Source organism: Collinsella sp. OM06-18AC (assembly GCF_003438785.1).
In the GTDB taxonomy this organism is placed as follows: domain Bacteria; phylum Actinomycetota; class Coriobacteriia; order Coriobacteriales; family Coriobacteriaceae; genus Collinsella.
This window is the reverse complement of record NZ_QSTX01000005.1, coordinates 84,473-103,091: the sequence shown is the minus strand read 5'-3', so window position 1 is coordinate 103,091 and position 18,619 is coordinate 84,473. Positions and strand designations below refer to the sequence as shown.

Annotated in this window: 19 protein-coding genes; 1 reads left to right on the top strand and 18 read right to left on the bottom strand. The window is 60.3% G+C overall.

Going from position 1 to position 18,619, the window contains the following annotated elements; translation table 11 throughout:
* Positions 1 to 17: 17 nt before the first annotated feature.
* From DXB86_RS04635 to DXB86_RS04615, 5 genes are all read right to left on the bottom strand, one after another.
* A complete protein-coding gene (locus DXB86_RS04635) occupies positions 18 to 950 on the bottom strand; it encodes a 1-phosphofructokinase family hexose kinase (RefSeq protein ID WP_117583462.1) in 933 nt (310 codons plus the stop codon).
* 183 nt (positions 951 to 1,133) lie between these two features.
* Complete coding sequence (locus DXB86_RS04630) at positions 1,134 to 2,066, bottom strand: 1-phosphofructokinase family hexose kinase (protein ID WP_055250439.1); 933 nt, start codon at positions 2,064 to 2,066, stop codon at positions 1,134 to 1,136.
* Between the two features lie 74 nt (positions 2,067 to 2,140).
* Positions 2,141 to 3,844, bottom strand: a complete 1,704-nt coding sequence (gene ptsP / locus DXB86_RS04625) for a phosphoenolpyruvate--protein phosphotransferase (RefSeq protein ID WP_117736312.1) — start codon at positions 3,842 to 3,844, stop codon at positions 2,141 to 2,143.
* A gap of 133 nt (positions 3,845 to 3,977) precedes the next feature.
* Positions 3,978 to 4,241, bottom strand: a complete 264-nt coding sequence (locus DXB86_RS04620; protein WP_022094575.1) for an HPr family phosphocarrier protein — start codon at positions 4,239 to 4,241, stop codon at positions 3,978 to 3,980.
* A 507-nt stretch (positions 4,242 to 4,748) separates the two neighbouring features.
* Positions 4,749 to 6,752 carry a fructose-specific PTS transporter subunit EIIC gene (locus DXB86_RS04615; RefSeq protein ID WP_117736311.1) on the bottom strand — a complete coding sequence of 668 codons (2,004 nt, stop codon included), beginning with the start codon at positions 6,750 to 6,752 and terminating at the stop codon, positions 4,749 to 4,751.
* Between the two features lie 273 nt (positions 6,753 to 7,025).
* Here DXB86_RS04615 and DXB86_RS04610 point away from each other — a divergent pair, with 273 nt between their 5' ends.
* Positions 7,026 to 7,883, top strand: a complete 858-nt coding sequence (locus DXB86_RS04610; RefSeq protein ID WP_117637710.1) for a MurR/RpiR family transcriptional regulator — start codon at positions 7,026 to 7,028, stop codon at positions 7,881 to 7,883.
* 221 nt (positions 7,884 to 8,104) lie between these two features.
* Here the strand turns inward: DXB86_RS04610 and DXB86_RS04605 are convergent, their stop codons facing one another.
* From DXB86_RS04605 to ruvX, 13 genes are all read right to left on the bottom strand, one after another.
* Entirely contained in the window at positions 8,105 to 9,733 is a 1,629-nt protein-coding gene (locus tag DXB86_RS04605; RefSeq protein ID WP_117736310.1) for a DNA repair protein RecN, read from the bottom strand.
* Entirely contained in the window at positions 9,723 to 10,583 is an 861-nt protein-coding gene (locus DXB86_RS04600; RefSeq protein WP_035138200.1) for an NAD(+)/NADH kinase, read from the bottom strand. Before DXB86_RS04600 ends, DXB86_RS04605 begins: the two co-directional genes overlap by 11 nt.
* Complete coding sequence (locus tag DXB86_RS04595) at positions 10,580 to 11,383, bottom strand: TlyA family RNA methyltransferase (protein ID WP_117736375.1); 804 nt, start codon at positions 11,381 to 11,383, stop codon at positions 10,580 to 10,582. The genes DXB86_RS04600 and DXB86_RS04595 overlap by 4 nt, the downstream gene beginning before the upstream one ends.
* A 44-nt stretch (positions 11,384 to 11,427) precedes the next feature.
* On the bottom strand, positions 11,428 to 11,658 hold the full coding sequence (locus DXB86_RS04590) for an exodeoxyribonuclease VII small subunit (RefSeq protein ID WP_117736309.1): 231 nt from the start codon (positions 11,656 to 11,658) through the stop codon (positions 11,428 to 11,430).
* A gap of 2 nt (positions 11,659 to 11,660) precedes the next feature.
* Positions 11,661 to 12,233 (bottom strand): transcription antitermination factor NusB, encoded by a 573-nt coding sequence (gene nusB, locus DXB86_RS04585; RefSeq protein ID WP_117736308.1) that lies wholly within the window; start codon positions 12,231 to 12,233, stop codon positions 11,661 to 11,663.
* Positions 12,234 to 12,236: 3 nt separating this feature from the next.
* Positions 12,237 to 12,599: an Asp23/Gls24 family envelope stress response protein gene (locus DXB86_RS04580; protein WP_035138197.1), complete on the bottom strand. Its 363-nt coding sequence runs from the start codon at positions 12,597 to 12,599 to the stop codon at positions 12,237 to 12,239.
* Positions 12,600 to 12,623: 24 nt separating this feature from the next.
* A complete protein-coding gene (efp, locus tag DXB86_RS04575; RefSeq protein WP_006233983.1) occupies positions 12,624 to 13,187 on the bottom strand; it encodes an elongation factor P in 564 nt (187 codons plus the stop codon).
* 160 nt (positions 13,188 to 13,347) lie between these two features.
* Positions 13,348 to 14,478: a Xaa-Pro peptidase family protein gene (locus DXB86_RS04570; RefSeq protein WP_117736307.1), complete on the bottom strand. Its 1,131-nt coding sequence runs from the start codon at positions 14,476 to 14,478 to the stop codon at positions 13,348 to 13,350.
* A gap of 132 nt (positions 14,479 to 14,610) precedes the next feature.
* Entirely contained in the window at positions 14,611 to 15,720 is a 1,110-nt protein-coding gene (locus DXB86_RS04565) for a hypothetical protein (RefSeq protein WP_117736306.1), read from the bottom strand.
* Positions 15,717 to 16,250, bottom strand: coding sequence for a shikimate kinase (locus DXB86_RS04560; RefSeq protein ID WP_117736305.1), 534 nt, complete (start codon positions 16,248 to 16,250; stop codon positions 15,717 to 15,719). The genes DXB86_RS04565 and DXB86_RS04560 overlap by 4 nt, the downstream gene beginning before the upstream one ends.
* Before the next feature lie 8 nt (positions 16,251 to 16,258).
* The gene (locus tag DXB86_RS04555; protein ID WP_099431674.1) at positions 16,259 to 16,756 is read right to left on the bottom strand and encodes a YqeG family HAD IIIA-type phosphatase; all 498 of its coding nucleotides are present in this window, start codon (positions 16,754 to 16,756) and stop codon (positions 16,259 to 16,261) included.
* A 1-nt stretch (position 16,757) separates the two neighbouring features.
* Positions 16,758 to 18,191 carry an endolytic transglycosylase MltG gene (gene mltG, locus DXB86_RS04550; protein ID WP_233504150.1) on the bottom strand — a complete coding sequence of 478 codons (1,434 nt, stop codon included), beginning with the start codon at positions 18,189 to 18,191 and terminating at the stop codon, positions 16,758 to 16,760.
* Positions 18,184 to 18,612 (bottom strand): Holliday junction resolvase RuvX, encoded by a 429-nt coding sequence (gene ruvX, locus DXB86_RS04545; protein ID WP_089571740.1) that lies wholly within the window; start codon positions 18,610 to 18,612, stop codon positions 18,184 to 18,186. The genes mltG and ruvX overlap by 8 nt, the downstream gene beginning before the upstream one ends.
* Between the last annotated feature and the right edge of the window lie 7 nt (positions 18,613 to 18,619).

Genomic DNA, 18,619 nt, shown 5'->3' with positions numbered 1-18,619 from the left:
CAGGCAAGGTGCCGGAACTAGCAAACCTGACGGATTGCAATACCCTTCTGATACTCATCGACCTTGGCAAAATCGCCCAGACCCGGGCACTCGACCACGTTGGCGCCGGTGGCCATCGAGAGGCGCAGGGCATCCTCGACGCGCTCGGGGGCGTCGTGCCACACGGACAGGAAGGCGGCCAGCGAGGAGTCGCCCGCGCAGACGGTCGACAGCAGCTTGACGTCGAAGGTGCGGTTGGCAAACCAGATGTGCTCGCCGTTGGAGAAGTACGCGCCGTCGCCGCCGAGCGTCAGCAGTACATTCTTAGCGCCCTTGGCGTGCAGCTCGGCCATGGCGCCCTTGACGGACTCGTCGTCGCCACCGCTCACCTTAATGCCAAAGATGTCGAGCAGCTCGTCGTCGTTAGGCTTAATGAGCAACGGCTCCATAGCAATGAGGTCGGCCAGCTGATGGCTCGAGATATCGAGCACGAACTCGGCGCCCTTCGCCTTCACGCGACGCAGGACCTCTGCCAGGAAGCTCTCGGAGGTGTTGGGGGGCAGCGAGCCGCTGATAACCAGGCAGGTCATGTCATCGAGCGAATCGATAAGCTCAAACATCTCCTGCTCGTTGGCTTCGTTGATGGCGGCACCGGCGTTGACCATGTTGTACTCGGTGTCGGGACCGGCGTTGAGGAACACGTTAACACGCGTGATGCCGTCAGTCCACACGGGCTTGACGGGCACGCCCAGGGCCTCGGCGCCCTTAACGATATACTCACCCGAGAAGCCGGCGAAGAAGCCCAGGATCGTGGTGTCGACGCCGTAGTGGTCGAGCGTAAACGAAACGTTGAGACCCTTGCCGTTGGGGGTGTAGACAGCGTTACGGGTGCGGGTAACGGTGTTGGCGGACAAGCCATCGCAGGAGATGTTGTAGTCAATAGCGGGATTTGCAGTAAGCGTGTAAATCATGAATGTTCCTTTCACGAAGCAACGTGTTAATGAAAGTATATTCCACGCTTCGGCATAAGGCTACAACAACTCGGTGAACGGTGTGGAACGCGTGAAGCGCGGCTCCGAGGTTCGAGTGGGACAAAAAACGGCGCCCCGGTCGAAACCGGGACGCCGTATGCGCACGAGTTTGTCGTGTTTCGCTTACTTGCGATCGAGCTTGCGAACGGCAACGCGCTTGCTGTACTCGTCGACGTGACCAAAGTCGCCGATGCCGACGGACTCAGCAACGTTGGCGCCGGTGGCCATAGCGAGCTTCATGGCCTCCTCGACGTTGTCGCGATCCCTGTACCACTTGTGCAGGAACGCAGCGAGGGTGCAGTCGCCGGCGCAGACGGAAGAGACAAGCTTGATGTTGAACTCACGCTTGGCATACCAGATGTCCTCGCCGTTGGAGAAGTAAGCGTCACCGCGGCTACCACGGGTGAGCAGCACGTTCTGGACGCCGGCCTCGTGAGCCAGCTTCATGGCAACGCGGACCTCGTCGTCGGTGTCGACCGGCACGCCGAAGATAGCCTTCATCTCGTGATGGTTCGGCTTAATGAGCAGCGGCTTCTTGTGAGCGAGCTCCTTGAGCTTGTCGGAGGACAGGTCCAGGACGACGTCGGCGCCACGGGCCTGAGCGTGCTCCATGACCTGAGCCAGGAAGTCGGGCGTAGCTTTGGGAGGCACGGAGCCGGAGACGATCAGGCACTCAAGGTCGCCCGCGGTGTCCAGGATGTTGTAGAGCTCCTCCTGATGCTGCGGCGTGATCGGAGCACCGGGGTTCAGGATGCCGTACTCGTGCTGGCCATCGTTGACGTAGGTGTTGATGCGCGTGATACCGTCGGTCCAGACCGGGCGGCAGAGGCAACCCAGGTTCATGACCTCCTCGACGATGAACTTGCCCGTGAAGCCGGCGAAGAAACCGAGCGCGACGGTGTCGACGCCCATCTTCTTAAAGGCGAAGGACACGTCGAGGCCCTTGCCGTTAGCCGTGTAGCTGGCCGAGCCGGTGCGGACGTTCTCGTCGGGCTCGAGCGGAGAGCTCGAAACCGTCATGTCGACAGCCGGGTTAGCGGTTAGCGTGTAGAACATTTACAGTACCCCCTGTATATGTGAGGGCCGCGTGGCCGGCCCATTCCAACCACGCGGTTACCTCTGATACCAAATTAGCGAGCTGCGGACTCGAGCAGTGCCTTGACCTCGGCAGCGGTGCTGCAGGCGAGCGCCTTCTCGGCGAGCTCGTCGCACTCGGCCTTGGTCCACTGGCTGATGGTCTTGCGGGCGCGCAGGATGGACGGAGCGCTCATCGAGAACTCCTCCAGGCCCCAGCTGATCAGCAGCGGCTCGAGCAACGGATCGGCAGCGGCCTCGCCGCACATACCGACCATGATGCCGGCCTTCACGCCGCTCTCGATGATGTTCTTGAGCGAGCGGAGCACGGCGGGATAGTAAACCTGGTACAGGTTGGAGATGGTGTCGTTGCCACGGTCGGCGCACATGGTGTAGCCGATCAGGTCGTTGGTGCCGATGGAGAAGAAGTCGGCGACCTCGGCCAGGCGGTCAGCGAGCAGCGAGGCTGCAGGCGTCTCGACCATGATGCCGACCTCGATGTTCTCGTTGAACTTGCGACCCTCTTCGGTCAGCTCGGTCTTGCACTGCTCGACGAGCTCCTTGACAGCCAAGACTTCCTCGACGCAGGTGACGAGCGGGATCATAATCTTGACGTCACCGAAGGCGCTGGCGCGCAGCAGGGCGCGGAGCTGGACCTTGTACTGGTCGGGGTTGGCCAGGCAGTAACGCACGGCGCGGAAGCCCATGAAGGGGTTCTCTTCCTTGACCATGTGCAGGTACGGAATCTCCTTGTCGCCACCCACATCGAGCGTGCGGATGATGACCGGAGCGCCCTTGAGCGCGCTGGCGACCTTACGATAGGCGTTGAACTGCTCCTCCTCGGAAGGAAGCTCAGCAGAGTCCATGAACAGGAACTCGGAACGGAACAGGCCGATAGCCTCGGCGTCGTGATCGAGCGCGTTGGGCACGTCATCGGGATTGCCGATGTTGCAGGCAATGATCTTCTTGATGCCGTCGGCAGTCACGGACGGCTTGCCGCGGAAGGCCTCGAGAGCCGCCTTCTCGGCAGCGAAAGCCTCGGCCTTGGCAGTGTAAGCGGCGAGCGTCTCCTCATCGGGATCGGCCTCGACGATACCCTTGCCACCGTCGACGACAACGGTCATGCCGTTGCGCAGTGCGGTGCAGCTGTTGGAAACCGAAAGGACAGCAGGGATCTCGAGGGCGCGCGCAATGATTGCGGAGTGCGACGTGCGGCCACCAGTCTCGGTGACGATACCGGCAACGTGGGCCTTATCGATCGTGGCGGTCATGGACGGCGTGAGGTCGTGCACGACAACGACGGTGTTCTCGGGCAGGACGGAAAGGTCGACGACCTCCTTGCCCAGCAGCTCGGCCAGAATACCGGTGCGGATGTCGGCGATGTCGGCCGCGCGCAGACGGAACATCTCATCGTCCATGGACAGGAACATGTTCTCGAACATGGTCGAGGTGTCCATGAGCGCCTGCTCGGCGCAGGTGCCGCCATCAATGGCGGCGTTGATGGCGTCGGTCATGCCCGGATCCTGAGCCAGGACAATGTGTCCGCTCATGATCTCGGCCTCGGCCTCGCCCACCGTCTCCTTCATGTGGTCGGCCTGAGCCTGGGTCTTCTCGCAGAAGACCGAAAGAGCGGTCTGATAGCGCTCCTTCTCTGCTGCCGAATCAGCAACCTCGTGCGGCTCAAACGTCAAGTCGGGATCGACGGCGACCATGACGGTGCCGATACCGATGCCCTCGGAAGCGTTGACTCCCTGATACATTCCCATTCCTCTCTCCGTGTCATGTGATAAAGCGTTTTGCCATATCCATGACAAAAGAGCGCAGCTACCTTAAGACAGGTCACTGCGCCCCCAAATATGAACTTAGTTGTTCAACATGCGACCCGTTTGAGTTCTACTCGCCAAGACCGCTCTTGATGAGCTCGATGGCAGCAGCCAGAGCCTCGGCCTCGTCGGCGCCGTCGCACTTGACCTCGACCTCGGTGCCGCAGGGGATACCAGCAGCCATGAGGGCCATCGGGGACTTGCCGTTGACCTCCTTCTCGGGGGTGACGACCGTCACGTCACAGGCGTACTTGCCCATGGTGGAGGCGAACAGACCAGCCGGACGCATGTGCAGACCCTGAGGATTAACGAGGGTAGCCTTCTCAGAAACCATAGTTGACTCCTTTTTTGTGTTTAACCCCTGTCATGCATGTGGCAGGAGTCAGATTCACGACGTTGTTTATATTAACTCACATCAAACGGTTTTTCATTGTGTTTCGCACGAATTGTTGGACAGATGTCGTTCGCTGTCCGCTCGCCTGCCGGGCGGGGCGGTTAAGTTTGCTGCTCTACAGTCCTGCGCAAGACGGAAAGCACATTAAGTGCTTTCCTTTGCGTGCGGAACTCACGACAAACTTAACCGCCCCGCCCGGCAAGCGAGTTGCGGAAACTCGGATGGTCCAGAGCAATATCGTGCGAAAGGAATTCTGGCTGAATTATTGTTGGCGTGGGTGATTCAGTCGATGAGGGCTATTAATGCCCTGTTGGGGACTAAGGAGTGTCCCGGGGTGCCGGCAGGAAAAGGACGTCCCTAAGTGCCGGGTGGCATGAAAAAAGGCGAGGACCCGTAGGGAGTCCTCGCCTTTGTTACAGGGGGCGATGTTATTCGCGTACTGCGGAATTAGACCAGGCGGGCGTTGATCGTCTTGGCGATCTCGGCGGCGTCGGTGGAACCCTTGACGGTGGCACGGAAGTCCTCGTCCATGAGCGCCTCGGCGACCTTGGACAGGATCTTGAGGTGCGTGGTGCCAGCCTGTGCACCAGGGATGAGCAGGGCGATGGCCACGTTGACGGGAGCGCCGTCCATGGTATCCCAACCGGTCACGCCGGACTCGTCCTTAACGACGATGACGGCAGCCTCGGTAATGGCGTCGGACTTGGCATGCGGAATGGCGAAGCCCTCCATCATTCCCGTGGTGCCCTCGGCCTCGCGGGCCAGGAAGGCGTTCATCACGGCGTCGGCGTCGCTGGCGATACCAGCCTTGACAGCCTGGTTGGAAACGAAGCTCAGAGCCTCGTCACGAGAAGCGAACTCCTCGGCGACAAAGACATTCTCAACCTTCACGAAGTCGGCAGCCTCGGCCTTAGGGGCCTCAACGGCAGCGGCCTTGGAAGCCTCAACCGGCTTGGCTACAGGAGCGGCCTTCTGATTCTTCTCGAAGTCGTACTTCTTGAAGGCCACGAACAGGATGCCACCGACCACGGCGCCGATGAGGATCGCGAGGACCCACTGCGGGCCGTTCTCGACAACGGGCAGGACCAGGAAGCCGCCGTGAGGCGCCGGATCGTGAACGTTGAAGAAGATGGTCAAGATGGAAGCGATGGAAGAACCGACCATCATGATGGGCATGACGGGCCAGATGTTCTTGGTCATGAACGGAATGGCGCCCTCGGTGATGTGGGTGCAACCAAGGATAAGGTTGACGATACCGGCGTCATGATCCTCCTGGCTGAAGTACTTCTTGCCGACAACGACGGCGAAGGTGGTGATCAGCGGCGGAACGATGCAAGCGGCGGAGACGGCAGCCATGAAGTTGGTGCCGAAGTTGTAGGTCTCGGTGCCGACGCCAGCTTCGAGAGCGGTACCGAGCAGGAAGGTGCCAGTAGCGTAAGCAGCCTTGTTGACCGGGCCGCCCATGTCAAATGCGCACATGCAGCCGATGGCCAGGCCAAGGATCACCGGACCGGAGTTACCGAGGCTCTGCAGGAAATCCATCATGCCCTGGTTAATGGCAGCCATGGGGCCGGAAATACCGAGCATGACTAGGCCGACGATGGCGGTAGAGCACAGCGGATAAAGGAAGATTGCCTTCAGGCCATTAAGGCTCGCGGGAATTTTAGAGAAAACCTTCTCGAGCAGCAGGATGACATAGCCAGCGAGGAAGCCGCCGACGATGCCGCCCAGGAAGCCAAAGCCCACACCCGAGCCTCCAGCGTCGATCATGCCAGTATCGGCGTTAACGGGCAGACCCTGGATGGCAATCATACCGGCGACGAAACCGGGGACGAGCGCCGGGCGCTTGCCGATAGACTCGGCGATGTAGGCGGAGAGCACCGGAACCATGAGGTTCATGGCGATACCGCCGATAATCTTGAGCATCGCGGCAAAGCTGTTGTAGTCGGCAGCCGTCGAATCAAAGGACGTGATGCCCCACAGGAACGAAATGGCGGTCAGAACACCACCGGCAACGACGAAGACCAGCATGTGGCTGACGCCGTTCATGAGGTGCTTGTAGATGACGTGACCGATGGACTCCTTCTCCTCGACCTCGTCCTCGACATCGGCGGCAGCGGCAACCGTGTCGTCGCCCTTGGCGGCGAGCGCGCGGTCGATCAGCTTTCCGGCGGCCTCGACGGACAGGGCCTTGGAAACACCGACGGAAACCATGGGCTTACCGGCGAAACGCTCAGCCTGGACATCCTTATCGGCTGCGACGACGACGGCCTTGGCACCGGCGATCTCGCTCTTGGTGAGCTCGTTCTCGACACCGACCTGGCCATGAGTCTCGACCTTAATGGTCAGACCTCGCTCGGCAGCTGCCTTCTCCAGCGCCTCCTTCGCCATGAAGGTGTGCGCAATGCCGGTCGGGCAACCGGTCGCGGCGATGATGTCAAACTTAGCCATGTGTCCCTCCTTCTTGAGTACTGCGCCCGCAGGCGCTCCCCTAAACGCGCTTCAATGCGCGTTTTTCCACACTTGAAAGATACCAACCTACCGTCCGCGTGAGAAGAGATAAGGCGCAATTCTCCGGTGAAAGGTTCTTTCATAACCGTAAACGGTAAGTGAAAGTTTACCATCAACACTTGAAACGGCAAGGTGTATCTTGTAATTGAAAATGCCCGTATACTATGGCATTGAAAAACGAGTCCGATTTTCAATGCCAACCAGGAGCCATCCATGACCGATAGCAGCAAGAGCGCGCTCTCCCTTATTAGCACACACAAAGGGTACAGCGATTCCGAGCAGCGCATTGTCGACTATATATTGGAGCACCAGTCCGAGGCGCCGCGCCTGACGGCCGCCCAGCTCTCACGAGCCGCTGCCACGTCCGAGGCGACGGTTTCGCGCTTCTGCCGCAAGCTGGGCTTTGGCAGCTTCCGCAGCTTTCAGTTTTCGTTGGCTCGCGACTTGGAGAGTCAGCGCAACGAGGGCCTGACCGACGAGGTCTCGCTCGACAACATGGAGCAGAGCCTTAAAAATATCCTCGCCGCCAAGGTGAGTGAGCTTAATGCGACCATCGACGGCATTGATCACGACACGTTGGCCGCAGTTGTGCACGCGCTTAAGAATGCCGGCGTTATTGAGTTCGCCGCCGTGGGCAATACGAACGCGGTCGCGCTCGATGCGACATTTAAGTTTTCGCAGCTGGGCCTTCGCTGCATGGCAAGCACCATCAGCGAGACCTCGATTGGTTTCGCGCTCACGTTGCGCCCTGGTGATGTTATCGTGTTGATCTCGAACTCTGGCAAGTCGCGTCGACTGAACCGCATGGCAAAAGCAGCTCGCGATTGCGGCGCCACTGTAGTCGTCATCAGCAGCGACAGCAAGTCTCCACTTGCGCGCCTAGCCGACTACACCTTTAATACCGTCAATCACGAGGCACTGCTGACAACGGGCGACTTCGCGTTCTCCAAGATGAGCGCCACGATGATCATAGAGGTCATTTACAACTTCCTGCTGCCCGAAATCGAGGACGCGCGCGAGCACATCAGCTACTACGAAGAGCTCATCCAGCCGGATAAGGTCGTAGAGTAGACATTTTAGGGAGCCGATAAACGCCACTCGCCACGAAACCGGCCTATCTACTACGTTTTATCCGTATGGCCCAACCACATACCGAAAATAGAGAAAACCGCAGGCGCTCTACCTGCGGTTTTCTTTTTGCAATTCTTGACATGGTTCCCGATGGCCTATTAAACGTAGTAGATGGGCCGGTTTCGTGGCGGACAGGTCGGACATGCATGTGGCGGCACGGCCTAAGCACGCGCTTCTTCCAGCATCTGCCTGGCGTGCGCTAGGCTTGCCTCCGATTGATCGCCGCTCAGCATACGGGCGATCTCTGCGGTACGGGCATCGCCGGTCACCTCGTCCAGATGCGTTTGGGGAAAGTCGCCGGGCTCTTTACTGACCACGTAATGCTTGTCGGCCATGACGGCGACCTGCGCCAAGTGGGTTACGACAATCACCTGATGCGTCGCGGCAAGATCGGCCAGCACACCAGCAAGAGCACGAGCCGTGGAGCCACCGACACCAGCATCGACCTCGTCAAACACCAGTGTATCAACACCGTCCGCGTTACCGAGGACAACCTTGCTTGCCAGCATGACGCGGCTGAGCTCGCCGCCCGACGCAATTCGACGCAGGGGACGCGGCGTCAAGCCGGCACCGCTGCGATACAAAAGCTCATAGCTCGAAGGACCCGCCGGCGTCCACTCGGCGCGCGGAAGATCACGCGACTCCCAAACGAGCTCGGCGCCGCCCATCTCCAAGCGTGCCATCTGACGACCAACCTCGTGGCAGAAGCGCGGGGCCGCCGTATTGCGAGCGCGCTTAAGCGCCTTGGCAGCGGCAAACAACTCGCGCTCAGCAGCACCAAGTGATTCGCGCGCCTTTTTGATCTGTTCATCGCCATCATCGACCAGGGACAGCAGCTCTTGCGAGCGATCGCGCATGGCAAAAACATCGTCCATGGTGGGACCCCACTGACGCAACAGGCCCTTGAGGTCGGAAAACCGCTCACGCATGCGAGCGAGCTCGCGCGGGTCGAAGGCGACGCCATCGCGATAAGCACGCAGCTCGTTGGCGCAATCCTCGAGTAAGATGCAGGCATTCGAAAGTGCGTCGGCGATGTCACCCAGTTTACGATCGACGGTAGCCATGCGCGACAGTTCTGCCACGGCGCCGTTCACGGCATCGAGCGCTCCCCCTTCGGAAGTAAGCGATGCATGGGCATCGTTGGCCGTCGCCACCAGCACCTCGGCATGCTCGGAGCGCGGTAGCAGCTCCTCGAGCTCCTCATACTCACCCGGCTTGGGGTCGACCTCGGCGATACGCTCCAGGGCGAAGCGCGCCTCCTCGACGCGACTCCCCTGCGCGCGTGAGGCTTCCTCCACACGGCGAAGCTCCTTGGCGGCGTCACGCGAAGCCTTGAAGCAGGCACGGTAACGGTCGAGCGCCTCGAGCGCAGAGCGACCAGCCCAGGCATCGACCATGGCAACGTGATGCGCCGGATCGAGGAGGCGCTGGTGCTCGTGCTGACCGCAAAGATCCATCATCACGCCGACGCGCTCCGAAAGCTCACGCACGCTGGCGATGCGGCCGTCAATTTTTACGCGGCTGCGGCCCTCGGCAGAAAGGCTACGCTGTACGGTGAACCCCTCCGTGTCGTGCGGACCGTCGAACAGGCGCGCCTCGACGCTCGCCAGCGCCTCGCCCTCGCGCACCGTCGACGAATCCGCGCGCTCGCCCAAAATAAGCTTGAGGGCCGAGAGCAGCGCGGTCTTGCCGGCGCCGGTCTCGCCGGTCAAAACCGTTAGGCCCGCACTCGGAACCAACGTCGCCTCGCGAATGAGCGCGATGTTGGAAACCTGCAGCTCATCGATCATGGCGCACTCCATAGAACACGCGGCTCACCGAGTTATAGAAGCTCTCGGGACCGTAATCAAGCAGCAGCACGTCGCCGGGACCACGGCGCACGGCCACGCTCTCGACCGTGCCATCGCAGGTAATAAACTGTCCGTCGATGGCAATCGCCGGCACGCTCGGGCGATCATCGGACATAAAGATCTCGACGACATCACTCGGCGAGGTCAAAAAAGCGCGAGCCTGAATGGTATGCGGGGCGATGGGCACACAGACCATACCCGTGTAATCGGGGCTGACAATGGGACCGCCGGCGGAAAGCGCGTAGCCGGTGGAGCCGGTCGCCGTCGAAACGACGACACCGTCGCCGCGAAGGCGGTCGATATGATGGCCGGACACCGTGATGTCAAACTCAACCATATCGGACAGGGGGCCGCGCGTAAGTGCCATATCGTTGAGGGCAAACGTGCGCACGACATCCTTCGTGCCGTCTTCGCGCACGGACACGATATCCGCGGCGATGGTGGCGCGGCGGCTCACGTGCAGCTCGCCGGACAGGGCGTCGCTCACGACCTGCAGAATGTCGCGCTCCTCGGGGCTCGCAGCAGTTAAAAAACCCAGGTGACCATAGGAAAGACCAAGGATAGGAATCTCGCGATGGTTGAGGATGCGGGCAGCGCGCAGCAGCGTACCGTCGCCGCCGAGCGTAATGACCAGATCGGAGCCGTCAATATCAGGCGTGCTTTGAATCTTCGATCGCTGGTCGGCAGCCCATGCGACCTCATAGCCCTGGCGCGTCAGCCAAAGCTCGAGCATCAGGCCGCTCTCGACCGCCTCTTGCTTGTAGTAATTGGGAACCAGAAAGACCTTCATAGCGTTGCAGCTTTCTCGCTCAAAACCGATACCTGGGATTGCAGCTCATCGTCGGCGCGCTCCCCGGGGACAAACCTTGTGCCGTACAAGAAAAACTCAACGTTGCCCTTAGCGCCATGGATGGGCGACACGCACACGTCAAGCGGGAACAGGCCCTTGACGGCAAAAAGCTCAATCGCCGCCACGAGCGTATCGCGGCGGACGGCGGGGTCGGTCACGATACCGCCCTCGCCCACCAGCGCCGCCGGAGCCTCAAACTGGGGCTTTACGAGCGTGCAGAACGAACCCGAAGGCTTCAGGCACGCCAGCACGGCGTCGATTATATTCGCGATGCTGGTAAACGAGACATCGCACACAGCCAGGTCGATGGCGCCGGCATAACCAAGCTCAGGCAGCTGCGTCACGTTTGTGCGCTCATGCAGCGTCACGCGATCGTCCTGACGCAGCGACCAATCAAACTGGGCACGGCCCACGTCCACCGAGACAACGGTCGCAGCTCCGCGCTTGAGCAGGCAATCGGTAAAGCCGCCGGTAGAGCAGCCAACATCCAGACAGGCAAGGCCCGTCGGATTGATACCAAACGCATCAAGCGCGCCTTCGAGCTTAAGACCACCGCGGCCAACATAGGGAATGCGCCCCTTCACGTGCAGCGGCAGGCCCGGGATCACCTTAAGGCCCGGCGAAGTCAAACGCTCACCGCCACTCGAGACCAAGCCGGCCATAAGAGTGCGAAGGGCATCCGCGCGATCGGCGCAGATGCCCTGTGAAATCAGTTCGTCATCAAGACGCACGCGTTTCATGAATGCCATCAACCATTCGTATCCGGAGATGCGGCCTAGCTATCCTAGGATTCGTTTGCCGCATCCTCATCGTATTCCTGCTCGAGCTTGTCGGCCTCACGCGGCGTCAACTCAAACTTATCGACCATGTCGACCGCGCGGGAGCCCAGCTCAATCGCCTCGTCAAACAGATCGAGCGAACGCTCCAAGGAGGTATCCTTGGAGCGAACGGTAGCGATGATCTGATCCAAACGGTCTGAGATCTCGTCAAAGTTGCGGACAGAACCCTCTGGCATGACTACTCCTCGACGGCCTCAGCAGCGTCCACATCCTCGGCCAGCACACCAGCCTCAGCCTGAGCAACCGCAACTTTAGCGGCAGCCTCGGCAGCCTGGGCCTCCTCGCGAGCGCGATCCTCGGCCAGCAGCTCCTGGTACAGGTCCTCACCCGGCAGCTCCTCGCTGCGAGCGATCTTGCCCAGCACGCCGTTGACGAACGACGCGGACTGGTCGGTCCCATAGGCCTTGGCAAGCTCAACGGCCTCGTTGATCACGATGGCGTCCGAGACCTCTTCGTCGGTGAGGAAACGCATCTCGTAGACGGCGATACGCAGCAGGTTGCGGTCGGCGCCGGGCATGCGCATAAGATCCCAGTTCTTGGCAACGGAGCGCAGAGCGCAGTCGATGCGGTCGATATGCTCGTAGGCACCGCGGCACAGCTCCAGCGCATAGGGGTCGAGGGGACCCTTCGAGATCAGGAAATCGCCCTCGAGGACGCGCTCGAGCGGGCTGTCCGTGGCCTCGGCCTGGAACAGCAGCTGCAGCGCCTGACTGCGGGCAAGCGTGCGCCCGCGATAAACCTTAAGGCTCAAAGGTTACTCCTTGGGGAAAACGAGGCCGTCGATACAAACGTCAACGCGCTCGACCTCGACGCCCACCTGGGCATCGATGGCGGCGACCACGGCGGCGCGAACGGCCTCGGCGAGTTTCTTGAACGGATAGCCAAAGAACACCACGACACGCACGGTGAGTGCGAGCTTGTCGCCGATGACCTCGGCCTCGACCGCCGGCTCGGAAGCCGGGGCCTTGGACGAGAGCATCATGGAGACAAGGTTGGTGGCAAGGTCCTTGACGCCAACGGAGGCGATGCCCTCGACATCCGACACGGCGCGCGAGACGATGGCGGTCAGAACATCGGGCGAAATGCCGATGCCGTCAATCTTGATTTCCTGGGGCATGAGTCCTCCTAGAAGAGTTGGTTGCTAGACGCGGGAGACGAACTTGCCGTCGCGGGTGTCAACCTTGATGACCTCGCCCTCGTTGAGGTACATGGGGACCTGGATGACAGCGCCGGTGTCAATCGTGGCCGGCTTGGTGGAACCCTGGACGGTGTCGCCCTTAAAGCCCGGGTCGGTCTGGACGATGGTGGTCTCGATGAACATCGGCGGAGTCACGCCCATGAGCTCATCGTCGGCGAAGAGCAGCTGGCAGATGTCGTTCTCGCGCAGCCACTTGGAGTTCTCGCCCACCATGTCCTCGGGAACGGGAACCTGCTCATAGGATTCGTTGTCCATGAAGATGTAGTCGGTGCCATCGTTGTAGAGGTACTGGAACTCACGGGTGGTGAGCATGACGCTCTCGAACTTGGTGCCGGCGTTGCAGGTGTTCTCGACGACGCGGCCGCTCTTGATGTCGCGGGTCTTGTAGCGCACAAACGCGCCGCCCTTGCCCGGCTTGACATGCTGGAACTCGACGATGGTGTAGACCTTGTCCTTAATGCGGAGACCGAGGCCGTTCTTGAAGTCGGCGGTAGAAATGGTAGGCATAGCGACCTTTCTTGTTATGGGCAGAACGCACAAGCGTCCAAATTACATACGAGCGAAATTATACACTTGCAGACGGCGCCTGCAGCGAGCGCATAAAAAGAGAACGCGGGGCGTCCGAATTGCTCCGGAGGCCCCGCCCCAAACTATCTACCGAAGTAGACTAGCAATCGATGACGTGAAGGTCATGCGGCGTCTTGGTGAAGGGCTCGTAGCCGTTCTCGGTGACCACGCCGTAGTCCTCCAGGCGCACGCCGCCCACACCGGGCAGGTACACGCCGGGCTCCATGGTGATAACCGAGCCGACATCGATGATGTTCTTGCTGCGGTTGAAGTTAGGCAGCTCGTGGATGTCAATGCCCACGCCATGGCCCAGACCATGGTTGTAGTAATCGCCATAGCCGGCATCGCCAATGATCTTCTTGGAAAGCTTGAAAATGTCGTTGCCCTCGACGCCCGGATGAATGGCGGCAACGCACTCCTCGTGCGTACGGCGCACGAGCGCGTACAGGTCGAGCTGCTCCTGGGTAGGCTCGCCCATCACGACGGTGCGCGTCATGTCAGAACGATAATCGCAGTAGCCCGCGCCGTAATCCATGAGGACGAAGTCGCCCTTCTCGATCACGCGGTCGCTCGGAACGGCATGCGGGTTGGCGGTATTGGGGCCGCTCGCCACGATGGAGCCAAAGGCCAGGCTGTCGGCACCGTTGGCGAACATAAAGTTCTCGAGCTCGTTGCGAACCTGCTTCTCGGTCATACCGGGCTTAATATAGCCGAGCATGTGCTGGAAGGCGGCGTCGGTGATCGACTGCGCGTGGCGCATGAGCTCGATCTCCTCGGCGTCCTTGATGGCGCGCATCTTACGGATGTCGTCATGCATCAGCGGCAGCATGCAGGCAACGGAGCGGTCCTCCAGGCCACGCTGAATACCCTGGTAGAAATTGATCTGCATGTCGTCCTCGACAGCGCAGACGCGGCACTTGTTGGCCGCGATCTTGCCGGCGACCCAACCGGGGATGGTGCCCTCGTCCATGTCGTAGACCCAGGGGCTGCCGGCGGGCGTGTTCTCCTCAAAGCTGTTGAGATAGCGCGAGTCGGTATGGAACAGGCACTGGTCGGCCGTAATAAACGCAGCATGCGGGAACTCGAAGGTGTAATCGAAGACGCCCTTGACGCCCGTAAGCCAACGAAGGTTGGCCTCGTCGCGCACCACGATAGCGTCGTAGCCACGCTCAACCATCAGGGCACGGACACGCTCGATACGACCGGCAGGACCGGCAGCAAACTCTGACATGCAGATTCCTTTCTTGTTGTCTCTATAAAGACGGAACGGGTCTCAACCGAACGACGGAATCGCGCGCGATTCGCAACCGATTGGAAACCCGCCCCTCAACATGATACGAAAGACGATGTATGTCAATAAATCCTAGAGAAGTTCTTTGCGAGAAGCCAAGTAGGCGTGAGCATGGCGGTCGAGGACCTCGTCCTCAACGCTCGTTAGACGAATGGCGCCGAGTGCCGCGGGCAGCGGCAACATACTACGGTTCGAGCGGTCAAACTGCTGCCTGCGGAACTCCTCGATATATGAGGCAGGCTCCAGATCGAAGGCAAGCTCCTCGATACCAAAGTCCTCCAGGCAGTCATCGACCTCAAAGACGTAATCGATATCAAAGTCGCAGGCATCATGTGCTAAGCGCGCCTCAAAGCGCATGCCCTCAGACAGCAGCTGGTAGGCAGGAACCTGCGCCGCGGCTTTACCCAGGCAGGCGCGCAGGGTACGCTCCCCCATCTTGCCAAAATCGAGCGCATGGCGGGCGCTCGGGTTCGTGGCCATCAGTACGTCCTTACGGGCAGTCTGAGACCACTGAACGGCATTGACGAGCGCGACCTCCTCGCCCGCGAGAATCTCGGGGACGGTCTCAGTAAACTGATTCCAGCGGGACTTGCTGCTCGAAAGCATGGTGCCAACAAGTACCGCATAGCCGAGCTTGAGGTCCTCGGGGTCCGCCTCGCGAACAAGGTCGAGGTCGCACACGACCAAGCCCGGCTCGGGACGGAACGCGATAGCGGGAAGCGCATTCGTCGACGAGGCGACAAGCGGCTTCATGGTCGTCGCAACCGTGAGCATGGCGTCGAACGTCGTCGGCAGCAAGGCGCACTCGGTGCGACCGCACCACTGATTGGCACACCAACAAACGACCGAGCAGGTCGCCGTGTCACCGACAGCGACAACGAGATCGTCGCAGGTAATGCCGTTAGCCGACAGGGCGCCAAAGACGGTATCGGCATCGGCCAGCGTAGCACCGGCAGGAGAAACCTCGAGGACGAGCAGCGACACGGCAAAACCGGCGTCGACCAGCGCATGCTCGATGACCTCGCCAAAACACTCGGATGTAGCGTCGTTCCAAACCACCATCGCGCGCTTAGGCTTGCCCACGGCCGAGGCAAACATGCGCGACAGCTCCTCGAACGCGCCCAATCCAACGCGGACATCGACACTGCGGTTTTGGAAATTGATAAGTTGACGGCGAATCATAGCAGTCCACGCTCCAAAAGCATCTCGGCACAAAGGTAGGAAACGTCCTCGAAGGACTTGTTGCGAATATCAAGGGTAATATCGGCGGCCTGGCGATACAGCGGACGGCGATGCTCAAACAGGCGCGCAGCGTGCTCGGGCGAGCGGAAATCGGGCCGGGTATCGGAGCGGCGAATCTGGCGCAACGAGTCCTCAAAGTCGCCTTCGAGGTACACGCATATACCCATCTCATGCATCAGCTCAATGTTCACCGGCGTCTCGACGATGCCACCCCCGCACGACACCAGCAGGCTGCGCTCGCTTTGAAGCGAACGGAGTGCCGAGGTCTCAAGCTCGCGAAAACGATCCTCGCCCTCGGTCTCAAATATCTCGGTCACCGACTTGCCACATCGACGCACAACCAAACGATCGGTATCGATAAAACGCCGCTTGAACATAGTGCCGACGTTGCGCGCGAGCGTCGATTTGCCCGCGCCCAAAAAGCCGATAAAGAAGATATGGTCGCAGCCGTGTTTGATGTGCTGAGACATGGCGAAACCTATTCCTCGCAGGGAAGGTCGCGCAGGGCCCGGCGCTCAAAGATACGGAAGATCTGCGTGTACCACAGGTCCTGGGTTGCCTGCGGCTTGACCAGAATAGTGTCAACGCCGGCAAAGTTACCGCTCCACACGTCCGTGTACAGCTGATCGCCGATCAGCACCGCCTCGTCTGCCGTGGCGCCAAGGCGCTTAAGACCCGCCTTCAAGGCAAACGGGGCGGGCTTCATGGCGTGGCTGATGGCCTCGAGTCCCAGCTCGCGTGCAGAGCTCATGACCTGATCGCGATGCCAGTTGTTGGACACCATGCACAGCTTAAAGCCTTTGGCGCGGGCGGTATCGAGCCAAGCGGAAACCGCGGCGGGAACCTGCTCGGTGTCGCGCGGAACCAGAGTGTTATCGCGATCGAGCAGAATGGCGCGTTTGCCGTCGGCCCACAGGGTATCAAGGTCGATGCGATCGACCGAGGCAACGTATCGTTTGGGGCTAAAAATCCTCATGCTAATTCCAAGACAGTTGATGCTCTTCGTAGGTTTGCGAGAAGCACTCCTCGTCCTGCGTAATGTAGAAATACAGGTCATCGGAGTCGGTCGGCTCAAGCGTGGCCTTGAGTGCCTCGAGCGACGGAGAGCAGATGGGCGTGGGTGGTAGGCCCTCGTGCTTATAGGTGTTATACGGGCTATCGCTCTGCAGGTCGTCGGCGGTAACCTCGCCACCGGTGACATACATCATGGTCGCATCGCTGTTGAGATAGCGCAGACCGTCGAGCTTGCCGGCAAGGCGGTTGTAGAAGACCGAGGCCACGTGCGCACGTTGATCGGCGTTGAGGCCCTCGCGCTCAACGATAGAGGCCAAGTTAACGATGTCGTAGTCGGACATCTCCACACCGTAGCGCTCCTTGATCTTGGCTTCGCAGCTCGCAAAGTCAAGCGACTTGTACTCAGTCTTAAACTGATCGAGCATGGCACGAATCACGTCATCGGCCGTCGGCGAATCACCCAACGAATAGGTCTTGGGGAACAAGAAACCCTCGAGCAAATCGTTGGCGGCGCCCTTAAGGAAGCTATAGTCGTCCACGTAGTTGGAGGCCTTGGCCTGGTTGAGGAAGTCTTCCTTAGAGATGCTGTCGTAGGCCTGGGCCACGCGGTCGGCGACTTGATCGACTGTCAGACCCTCAGGGATAGTCAGCGCATTGGAGCCCGCGTTGGGGCCTTCCATGAGCTGCTGAACAACCTTGGTCGCATCCATGAGTGTGGTGAACGAATAAGTACCAGGCTTGAGCGACATATCGGCGTTGAGCTTTTTCACCGCCGCGTAGTAATCCTTGGGATTTTCGACGATATGGTTCTCGGAGAGAATCGAGGCGATCGCATCACCCGAAGCACCGTCGGGAATGGTCACCGTAACCTGCTGACCAGCCGTGACCTTCGTATCCTCACCGGCAAAGAAGCCCTTGACGGCAGGCACGACAAAGAAAGCGATAGTAGCAAGCGCAATTACGGCCACCACAACGCCGATGATCATAGGAACCGGAGAACTCTTCTTTTGAGCACCGCGACGAGCATGCGTGTTGTAGCTCGAGCGAGTCGCCGGAGCAACGCCATGCGAACCGCGAGCGTGATGCAAATGCGATTGGGGGACCTGCGTTCGCTGGGTAGGTGCCTGTTGCTTAAAGCGAGCACCGCCTGCAGGCTGAGCCGAACGAGCAGTGGGCTGCTGAGCCGCGTGAGAAGCCGGATACTGAACCGAACGAGCAGAAGGCTGCTGACCCGTCCGTTGAACAGGTTGGGCCGAACGAGAGGAGGACTGCACCGGGCGCGCGGCAGACTGAGCTGCGCGCTGGGTCGGCTGTGCCGGACGCTGGCCAGGCTGGGCAGGGCGCGACGCCGGCTGACGTGTACGATTCGGCTGGCGCGGATCGGGAGCGCTAGGCATGCGAAACCTCCTCGTTTTTACGATCAAGCCACGTCTGCAAAAACAGGCTGGCGGCAATCATGTCAATCTTGCCCCTCATCTGCTTTTCGTTGAGCCCCTGCTCGCGCAGGATTCTCTTGGCCTCCTGCGAGGACAGACGCTCGTCCTCAAACTCCAGCGGAAGCTCGAGCTCGTCGGCAATCTTTTGGGCCACGGCGGCGACGCGCTCGGCCTGGGGACCGGGCTCACCGGCCATGGTCAAGGGACGTCCGCTTACCAGGATATCGGGCTCATAGTCCTCAACCAGGTAACGGAACGTCTTGGCCATGCCAGTGACCTCGGCAGCCGGAAGCACCTTGACAGGCATTGCCATCTTGCCATCACGGCTCGAGACGGCAATGCCAATCCTGGTCTCCCCTATGTCCAGTGCGAGCGCGACCACAGCGACT

Bases quoted from the DNA above. Each gene is read 5' to 3' on its own strand.
- DXB86_RS04570 (WP_117736307.1), bottom strand. From the start codon at position 14,478: ATGTCAGAGTTTGCTGCCGGTCCTGCCGGTCGTATCGAGCGTGTCCGT.
- DXB86_RS04595 (WP_117736375.1), bottom strand. From the start codon at position 11,383: ATGAAACGCGTGCGTCTTGATGACGAACTGATTTCACAGGGCATCTGC.
- DXB86_RS04560 (WP_117736305.1), bottom strand. From the start codon at position 16,250: ATGTCTCAGCACATCAAACACGGCTGCGACCATATCTTCTTTATCGGC.
- ptsP (WP_117736312.1), bottom strand. From the start codon at position 3,844: ATGTATCAGGGAGTCAACGCTTCCGAGGGCATCGGTATCGGCACCGTC.
- DXB86_RS04615 (WP_117736311.1), bottom strand. From the start codon at position 6,752: ATGGCTAAGTTTGACATCATCGCCGCGACCGGTTGCCCGACCGGCATT.
- DXB86_RS04555 (WP_099431674.1), bottom strand. From the start codon at position 16,756: ATGAGGATTTTTAGCCCCAAACGATACGTTGCCTCGGTCGATCGCATC.
- DXB86_RS04590 (WP_117736309.1), bottom strand. From the start codon at position 11,658: ATGCCAGAGGGTTCTGTCCGCAACTTTGACGAGATCTCAGACCGTTTG.
- DXB86_RS04565 (WP_117736306.1), bottom strand. From the start codon at position 15,720: ATGATTCGCCGTCAACTTATCAATTTCCAAAACCGCAGTGTCGATGTC.
- DXB86_RS04635 (WP_117583462.1), bottom strand. From the start codon at position 950: ATGATTTACACGCTTACTGCAAATCCCGCTATTGACTACAACATCTCC.
- DXB86_RS04630 (WP_055250439.1), bottom strand. From the start codon at position 2,066: ATGTTCTACACGCTAACCGCTAACCCGGCTGTCGACATGACGGTTTCG.
- DXB86_RS04605 (WP_117736310.1), bottom strand. From the start codon at position 9,733: ATGATCGATGAGCTGCAGGTTTCCAACATCGCGCTCATTCGCGAGGCG.
- mltG (WP_233504150.1), bottom strand. From the start codon at position 18,191: ATGCCTAGCGCTCCCGATCCGCGCCAGCCGAATCGTACACGTCAGCCG.
- efp (WP_006233983.1), bottom strand. From the start codon at position 13,187: ATGCCTACCATTTCTACCGCCGACTTCAAGAACGGCCTCGGTCTCCGC.
- DXB86_RS04620 (WP_022094575.1), bottom strand. From the start codon at position 4,241: ATGGTTTCTGAGAAGGCTACCCTCGTTAATCCTCAGGGTCTGCACATG.
- DXB86_RS04580 (WP_035138197.1), bottom strand. From the start codon at position 12,599: ATGCCCCAGGAAATCAAGATTGACGGCATCGGCATTTCGCCCGATGTT.
- DXB86_RS04600 (WP_035138200.1), bottom strand. From the start codon at position 10,583: ATGAAGGTCTTTCTGGTTCCCAATTACTACAAGCAAGAGGCGGTCGAG.
- DXB86_RS04610 (WP_117637710.1), top strand. From the start codon at position 7,026: ATGACCGATAGCAGCAAGAGCGCGCTCTCCCTTATTAGCACACACAAA.